This is a genomic window from Pseudomonas sp., from assembly GCF_037994325.1.
Classification (GTDB): domain Bacteria; phylum Pseudomonadota; class Gammaproteobacteria; order Pseudomonadales; family Pseudomonadaceae; genus Aquipseudomonas.
The window spans coordinates 1-8,073 of record NZ_JBBNAH010000627.1; the positions used below are offsets into that span (position 1 = coordinate 1).

Annotated in this window: 6 protein-coding genes and 1 tRNA gene; 2 read left to right on the forward strand and 5 right to left on the reverse strand. The window is 59.1% G+C overall.

What is annotated here, in order from left to right:
• From AAAB16_RS20650 to AAAB16_RS20665, 4 genes are all read right to left on the reverse strand, one after another.
• The coding region (locus AAAB16_RS20650) for an MFS transporter (RefSeq protein ID WP_340665016.1) at window positions 1-770 on the reverse strand (770 nt) is incomplete at its 3' end.
• Window positions 771-829: 59 nt separating this feature from the next.
• Window positions 830-2,071: a glutamine synthetase family protein gene (locus AAAB16_RS20655; RefSeq protein WP_340665019.1), complete on the reverse strand. Its 1,242-nt coding sequence runs from the start codon at window positions 2,069-2,071 to the stop codon at window positions 830-832.
• Between the two features lie 252 nt (window positions 2,072-2,323).
• Window positions 2,324-2,398: transfer RNA gene (locus AAAB16_RS20660), tRNA-Arg, on the reverse strand.
• Between the two features lie 129 nt (window positions 2,399-2,527).
• Entirely contained in the window at window positions 2,528-6,031 is a 3,504-nt protein-coding gene (locus AAAB16_RS20665; RefSeq protein ID WP_340665020.1) for an indolepyruvate ferredoxin oxidoreductase family protein, read from the reverse strand.
• A 183-nt stretch (window positions 6,032-6,214) separates the two neighbouring features.
• On the opposite strand from AAAB16_RS20665, the gene AAAB16_RS20670 reads away from it, so the two are divergent.
• Window positions 6,215-6,688, forward strand: a complete 474-nt coding sequence (locus tag AAAB16_RS20670) for an Lrp/AsnC family transcriptional regulator (RefSeq protein ID WP_340665017.1) — start codon at window positions 6,215-6,217, stop codon at window positions 6,686-6,688.
• A 7-nt stretch (window positions 6,689-6,695) separates the two neighbouring features.
• Here the strand turns inward: AAAB16_RS20670 and phnN are convergent, their stop codons facing one another.
• The gene (phnN, locus tag AAAB16_RS20675; RefSeq protein ID WP_340665018.1) at window positions 6,696-7,253 is read right to left on the reverse strand and encodes a phosphonate metabolism protein/1,5-bisphosphokinase (PRPP-forming) PhnN; all 558 of its coding nucleotides are present in this window, start codon (window positions 7,251-7,253) and stop codon (window positions 6,696-6,698) included.
• Between the two features lie 412 nt (window positions 7,254-7,665).
• Between phnN and AAAB16_RS20680 the strand changes: the two genes are divergently transcribed.
• Window positions 7,666-7,992, forward strand: coding sequence for an Arc family DNA-binding protein (locus tag AAAB16_RS20680; protein ID WP_110617953.1), 327 nt, complete (start codon window positions 7,666-7,668; stop codon window positions 7,990-7,992).
• The last annotated feature ends 81 nt before the right edge of the window (window positions 7,993-8,073 follow it).

The following is an 8,073-nucleotide window of genomic DNA, read 5'->3' on the forward strand; positions in this document are numbered from 1 at the left end:
GATAACCAACCCAACGGCCACTGCACCACCAGGGCGGCAAACACGCAGCAGCCCATAAACAGGCCGACCTGCTCATTGCTCAAGCCCTGACGCGCCGCGTACAGCGGCGCCAGACCGTAGAACGAACCAATGACCAGACCGGAAACCAGCGTGGTCGTCAGCGACTGCGGCACGCGCTTGATAAAAAACCGTGGTTCCAACGGTGCCGGGCGCATCGGTGCGGGGTGAATCTTGCGGGTCACCGCGACCGGCACCAGGCACAGCGAGAAACACATCGCCACCAAGATCAGCAGCTCAAGCCCCAGCGCCGGATGCAGCACCAGCACTAACTGGCCCAGCACCAACCCCAGGTACGAAGCAATCATGTAGCCGGAAAACACCAACCCGCGCTGGCTGGCTTCGGCCTGCTCGTTAAGCCAGCTCTCGATCACCATGTATTGGCACATCATGCCCAAGCCCACAATGGCGCGCAGCACCACCCAAGCCGGCAGCCAATCAATCAGACCGTGGCCCAATACCGCAGCGGTTACAACGCCTGCGCAGGTGACATAAGCGCGAATATGCCCAACCCGGGCAATCAGGCGGTGACCCACCTTACCGCCCAGCACCAGGCCCAAGTAGTAGGCGGCCATCAGCGCACCCACCCATAGCGAATCGGTTTTATCCGCCGCCAGGCGCAAGCCCAGGTAGGTGCTTAAAAGACCAGAGCCGATCAGCATCAGCAGGCTGGCGAAGTACAACGCTCGAAAAGACTTCCAGATTCGACGCATCGGCTTTCCGAGCGGCTCCTTGAATAAGGGCCAGGCCACCATGGCCTGGCAGGTAACGCTTACGCTTGGGCGGCCAACACGCGGCGCTCCCAAGCGGTGATTTCGTCGAAGAAGCTGGTGAGCTCCATCGTCTTAGTAGCAATGTAGCCGTCAATGAACTCGTTGCCGAACATCTGCCGCGCCAAGCTGCTGCGCTGCAAACGGTCTATCGCGGCGTGCATCGTAGACGGTAGCCGTAAGGCATCCGGCACGTCGAATTCGCCTTGGATTGCCGCGCTCGGTTGCAGTTCCTGCTCAATGCCATGCAGCCCCGCTGCCAGGCTTGCCGCCAAGGCCAGATAGGGGTTGGCATCGGCGCCCGGCAAACGATTTTCCACGCGCCGCGCCACCGGTGAGCTGGCCGGAATACGCAGGCCGGCAGCTCGGTTGTCATGCGACCAGCAGGCATTGTTCGGCGAGGCGTAAGGGTGAAACAGACGCTGATAGGAGTTCACGTTCGGTGCAAACAACAAGGTGAAGTCGGCCAGCGCCGCTTGCTGACCGGCAATAAAGTGGTAGAACGCCGGCGTTGCCTGGCCATCTTCGGCCGAGAAAATGTTCTGCCCACTGCCCTGCTCCACCACGCTCTGATGAATGTGCATCGAGCTGCCTGGCGTATGCGCCAAGGGTTTAGCCATGCACACCACGGTCACGCCATGCTTGAGTGCGACCTCTTTAAGCAGGTGTTTGAACAGGAAGGTCTGATCGGCCAACAACAGCGCGTCGCCGTGCAGCAAGTTGATCTCGAATTGGCTAACGCCCATCTCGTGCATAAAAGTATCGCGCGGCAACCCCAGCGCCGCCATGCAGCGGTACACCTCGTTAAAGAAGGGCCGCAGGCCATTGTTGGACGACACGCCAAATGCCGAACAGCCGTCTTCGCGGCGACCATCCAAGCCCAGCGGCGGCTGGAACGACCGCTGCGGATCCGGGTTTGGCGCAAACACAAAAAACTCCAGCTCGGTCGCCACCACCGGCGCCAAACCACGGGCGCTGTATTGCGCCAGCACGCGCTTGAGCAAGCCACGGGTGGAGAGCCCGGAACTGCGCCCATCCAGCTCATCGGCATCACAAATGGCCAGTGCGCGCGGCACCTCGCTCCAGGGTAAACGGTGAATCTGCGTCGGTACGGCCGTCAATGCCAGGTCGCCATCATCGCCACCATAAAAAGGCGCCGGCGGGTAGCCGCCCATGATGCATTGCAGCAACACGCCGCGCGCCAACTGCAACCGGCGCCCCTCAAGAAAGCCCGCCGCGGTCATCACTTTGCCGCGAGGCACGCCGTTAAGATCGGGAGTTACGCATTCAATTTCGTCAATGCCGGCCAAACGCTCGGCAAGGGAACTGGGGCCATCAGTACTCATAACGCTCTTATCCTTGTTAGAGCCGTGCGCACAGGAGCGGCGGCGCGTACAAAATACGCATCGGCTGTTCAGGATTTCAAGCAGTGAGCAAAGATAAACCGTTGCAGCCGCAGGCCAACGGATAAAGACAGGAAAAAACGCGGATTGAGATGGTGTCCCCTGCTGGAGTCGAACCAGCATCTAGCCCTTAGGAGGGGCTTATTCTATCCATTGAACTAAGGAGACAAACGCGGCGAGCCGGCAACGCTGCCGACCGGCCGGCATGTTAACGGCGAGCCGCGTTTTTGTCATGTGCGCCAGGCCTAAAAAAACACCGCGGCCCGCTCCAGGGCCAGCGGTGTTCATCAACTACGATTACGCCGCGCTGACGTACAAGGTCGCTTGTGCGGCCTTATCGCTTTGCAGTGCGCGGCGCAGCTCATCAGCCTGACGACTGACCGCCAGCAGTGCCTGATCCTTGACATGGCCATAGCCGCGAATGCGCTCCGGCACCCGCGCCAAAGCCAGGGCGCTATGGCGTTTGACTTCCTCAAGGTGCTGCAGAATCAGCGCTACATCGGCTTCATAAGCGCCAATCAACTCACGCTCGGTGCGCCGCTCTCGGCTGTAGCCGAAGGGGTCCAGACGACTGCCGCGCAGGAACTTGAACCTGGCCAGCACGGCAAAGGCCTGCAACATCCAGGGACCAAAGCTACGTTTGCGCAACTCGCCAGTGCGCGCATCACGCTTGCTCAGCCACGACGGCGCCAGGTGAAATTGCAGGCGATAGTCGCCTTCAAACTGCTGGGCTAATTGCCGCGTGAACTCGCCATTGCTGTACAGACGCGCCACCTCGTATTCGTCTTTGTAGGCGAGCAATTTGAAGTAGTTAAACGCCACTGCTTCGGTCAGTGCCGGGGCTTGGCCAGGAAAAGCCTGCGCTTCGGCCTCACGCACGCGAGCGAGCAGCGCCAGGTAGCGCTCGGCGTAGGCGCTGTCTTGGTACTCACGCAAGGTCGCCGCATTGCGTTCGATCCGCTGCTCCAGGGTTTGCTCTTTCTCAGCCAACTGCGCTGCCGCATTAGGCTTGGCCAATTTCGCCACTGCCTCCGGCGCATGGGCGGCACGACGCCCCCAGAGAAACGCCTGCTGGTTAAGTGAAACGGCCACTGCGTTTAGCTCAATGGCTTGGTTGATGGCCTCAGCGCTTACCGGCACCAGGCCCAGTTGATAGGCGTAGCCGAGCATAAACAGGTTGGTGGCGATGCTATCGCCCATCAAGCCGGTGGCCAGTTCGGTGGCTTCAACAAAGTGGGTTTTCTCTGCACCCACAGCCTCAATAATGGCTTGCTGCATGGCCGCTGCTGGGAACTCGGCGTTGGGGTTGCGGGTGAACTCGGCGGTCGCAGCCTCATGGCTGTTTACCAGGGCATGGGCGATTTGATCGTTGAGCTTGGCCAAGGCTTCTTCACTGGCGGCCACCACTAGATCGCAGCCCAGCAACAGGTCGGTTTCGCCGGCAGCGATACGCACGGCATAGATATCGTCCTGCGCAGCGGCGATGCGGATATGGGTGATCACCGGGCCAAATTTCTGCGCCAGCCCGGCCTGGTCGAGCACGCTGCAGCCCTTGCCTTCAATATGCGCCGCCATGCCCAACAAGGCGCCGACAGTGGTTACGCCACTGCCGCCCACGCCGGGCAGGAGGATGTTGTAGGGGCGCTCCAACGTCGGCTGTACCGGCTCTGGCAGCTGCGGAAATTCCGCGCCATGGCCCAGCGCCTCGGGCTTGCGCAGGCGGCCGCCATGCACCGTCACAAAGCTTGGGCAGAAACCGTCGACACAGCTGAAATCCTTGTTGCAGGAGTTTTGGTCGATCTCGCGCTTACGCCCTTGGGCAGTTTCCAGCGGCAGTACCGACAGGCAATTGGATTTCACGCTGCAATCGCCGCAGCCCTCGCACACCGCCGAGTTGATAAACGCCCGCTTAGCTGGATCGACCAACTTGCCGCGTTTGCGCCGACGGCGTTTTTCCGTGGCGCAGGTTTGGTCGTAGATGATTACCGAGGTGCCTTTGAACTCGCGCAGCTCACGCTGCACGGCGTCCAGTTCGCGCCGGTGGTGGAAGGTGACGATGGGCGCGAAGGTAGTGCGGGTCGGGTATTTGTCCGGTTCATCAGAAACCAGAGCGATGCGTTTCACGCCCTCAGCAAACACTTGCTGGCTGAGCTGGTCGACACGCAATTCGCCGTCGATAGGCTGGCCGCCAGTCATGGCCACCGCATCGTTGTAGAGAATTTTGTAGGTGATGTTTACTCCCGCCGCGACCGCTGCGCGCAGGGCCAACTGGCCGGAGTGGAAGTAGGTGCCGTCGCCGAGGTTTTGGAAAATATGCGGGGTGTCGGTAAACGGCGCCTGACCAATCCAGGTCGCGCCCTCGCCGCCCATTTGCGTAAAGGTGTCGGTGTTGCGGTCCATCCACTGCGTCATGTAATGGCAGCCGATGCCGCCCTGGGCGCGGCTGCCGTCCGGCACCTTGGTCGAGGTGTTGTGCGGGCAACCGGAACAGAAATGCGGCGTGCGTACCGTTTTGTGTTTCGGCGCTGCCAGAGCTTTTTCTTTAGCCGCTAGAAAGGCCAGGCGCGATTCGATTTGCTCGCTGGAATAGATCGGCGCGAGGCGCTTGGCGATGGCGCGGGCGATCATGGCCGGGGTCAACTCGCTGAGGTTGGGCAACAAAGAGGCGCCCTCCTCGTCAAACTCGCCGACTACCCGCGGGCGTTTATCCACTGGCCAGTTATAGAGCTGGCCGGTCAGTTGGTCTTCGATAATGCTGCGTTTTTCCTCGACCACCAAGATCTCGTCCAGGCCTTGGGCAAACTGGTGCACCGACACCGGCTCCAGCGGCCAACTCATGCCCACCTTGAGCACGCGCAGTCCCACTTGGGCGCAAAGCCCGTCGTCCAAGCCGAGGTCGACCAGGGCCTGGCGTACGTCCAGATAAGACTTACCGGTGGTGATAATGCCCAGACGCGGATTGGGCGAATCAAGTTTCACCTGGTTCAGATTGTTCGCTAGAGCAAAGGCGCGGGCGGCGTAAATCTTGTAGGTGTTCAGGCGTTTTTCTTGCACCAAGGGCGGGTCGGGCCAGCGGATATGCACGCCGTCTTCTGGCAGTTGGAAATCGGTGGGCAGTTGCACCTGCATGCGCAACGGGTCGACATCCACCACGGCTGATGAATCAACGTTCTCGGCAATGGTTTTTAACGCCACCCAGCAACCGCTGTAACGCGACAGTTCCCAGCCGAGAATGCCGTAATCGAGAATTTCCTGAACGTTGGCCGGGTTAAGCACCGGAATCGACGCGGCGATAAACGCGTGCTCGCTCTGGTTGGCAATGCTGGACGACTTACAGCCGTGGTCATCACCTGCCAGTAGCAAGACGCCGCCGTGGGCTGAAACGCCGGCAGAGTTGCCATGCTTGAACACGTCGCCGCAGCGGTCCACACCCGGGCCTTTGCCGTACCACATGGCAAACACGCCGTCGTAGCGCGCGCCTGGGAACAGGTTGGTTTGCTGGCTGCCCCATACCGAGGTCGCCGCCAACTCTTCGTTGACGCCGGGTTGGAAGTGGATGTGGTTGTCTTGCAGAAAGGTTTTGGCTTCCCACAGGCTCTTGTCGAGGTTGCCCAAGGGCGAGCCACGGTAGCCGGAGATAAAACAAGCGGTATTCAGGCCATGGGCACTGTCGCGCTGTTTTTGCAGCATGGGCAGACGGGTTAGCGCCTGGGTGCCGGTGAGGTAAAGATGACCGGTTGCGAGTCGGTATTTGTCATCCAGGCGGATCTCGGCCAGAGACATAGCGGGCGCTCCTGTTATTTTTATGGCGACCTGGGTGGCTACGGTTAATGCCACCGTTACTTCGCTTGCGGCAGGATCACCGCCGCAAACGCATGGCTAAGAATATGACTGGACGGTATCGCTTTTTTCTTTCTATTTTCAGGCTTCCACGCCACTCTTGTGCATGAGCTATCCAATAAAAACAAATATTGAGAACAGATTATGCAAAGCCCACTGAGCCCTATTGATCGCAAGATTCTGCGCTTGCTGCAGCACAACGCCGATTTGTCGGCGGCAGAAATCGCCGAAAAGGTAGAGCTCTCTCAATCGCCGTGCTGGCGGCGCATCCACCGCATGCAGGAAGAAGGGCTGATCGAGCGCAAGGTTGCCCTGCTCAATCCTGCACTGCTGGGCTTTTCCATTACCGTGTTCGTCAACATCAAACTCTCTGCGCACGGACGCAACAACCTTACCGAGTTCGAAGAGGCAATCGTCGGCTACCCGCAGGTACTGGAGTGTTTCACCATGGCTGGCGGGTCGGACTATTTGCTCAAGGTGGTAGCCAAAGACATCGCTAGCTACGAACGCTTTCTGCGCGACCAATTGCTGCAACGCCCCCATGTGTTGGAGGCTCACTCAAACATCGCCATGAGTGAAGTCAAGCGCACCACCGAGCTGCCACTGGATTTGGTTTAGCAGCAGATCAGTGACGGTGGCGGGCGATACGTTCGAGCAAGGCGGCGACGGTCTGCTCGAAGTTCGTCGAGTTATCCAGTATGTGCACTGTGGAATCCGTGGCGCTGGCAGCGGGCTGGAACTGCGCGTTGCGCGCTAAGCGTTCATCTATTTCCTCCAGCGACTCTCGCCCACGCGCCAGCAAACGCTGGCGCAGCACCGTTGGCTCGACCGTCAACAAAATCGCTAGCAGATCAGGGTAGCGGCGCCGCGCCTGCGGTAAATAGGCTCGCGACCCGTTGACCAGCACATCATCTCCGGCGGCCAGCCATTCATTGATTTGCACGGGAATGCCATACGCCAGGCCATTGGCCCGCCAGCTCATCGCAAAAGCACCGTCGGCCTCCAGCCGGTCAAACTGTTCAGGGGAAACAGCTTCAGCGTCCTCGCCAACCGCTTCGGCGGAGCGAGTAATAACCCGCCGAACAACATGACAGCGCTGCGCTTCAAGCTGCGGACGTGCAGCCTGAAGCAGGCTGTCTTTGCCTGAGCCGGAAGGTCCGATCAAAAAAATGAGTGTGCCCATCTACCTTTAACCTCAAAGCATGTACCGCGCCTTCACTTCAACAGCACGAAGGTCAGCGGCATCTTGCCTGATCAGCAGCACGCTATGCAGGTAAATGGGTGAAACCGCTCAAACCAGAGCTTTTCGCCTATGACGTGGCGGCAAACATCGGCTTTAATAAGCGGAACTGAGGTACCAAATTTGCCAGCTTTGACAAATGGCGCTCATTTTCGACAGTTGGTGCTGGCACAAAGCCTGTAGCCGGTTCAAAATGCGACACAGATTTGGCGTCAAATAACTGATGCAGTGACTGCTAAGTCAATTGGGATAATCAATCTCCCCGTTGAACGGCTAGTGCTATTGATGGTCAAACCGGTGACAATCATGCAGCCAAGTGCCAGCATCGCTTCCCTGAACTAACCGGTTTAAATGTATGCGCCCTATGAAACAGGCTATTTATTCCAGCCGTACGGCTGACAAGTTCGTCGTTCGTTTACCCGATGGCATGCGTGAGCGCATCGCGGATGTAGCGCGTAATCATCACCGCAGCATGAACTCCGAGATCATCGCTCGTTTGGAACAGAGCATGCTCCAGGAAGGCTCGCTGGACGAAGACCTGAGCATGCGCCTGGATAGACCGGAACTTTCCCTGCATGAGCGTGAGCTGCTGCAACGGTTTCGTCAGCTATCCCGTCGTCAGCAAAACGCTTTGGTCTCGCTCATCGCCCACGATGCCGAGATGAATGCAGAAGAGGCCTAAGCCGGCCTTCACGCTTCGCTGCAAAGCCCCATAAAAAAACCGCCAAATCGGCGGTTTTTTTATGGCTTAAATACGTCTCGG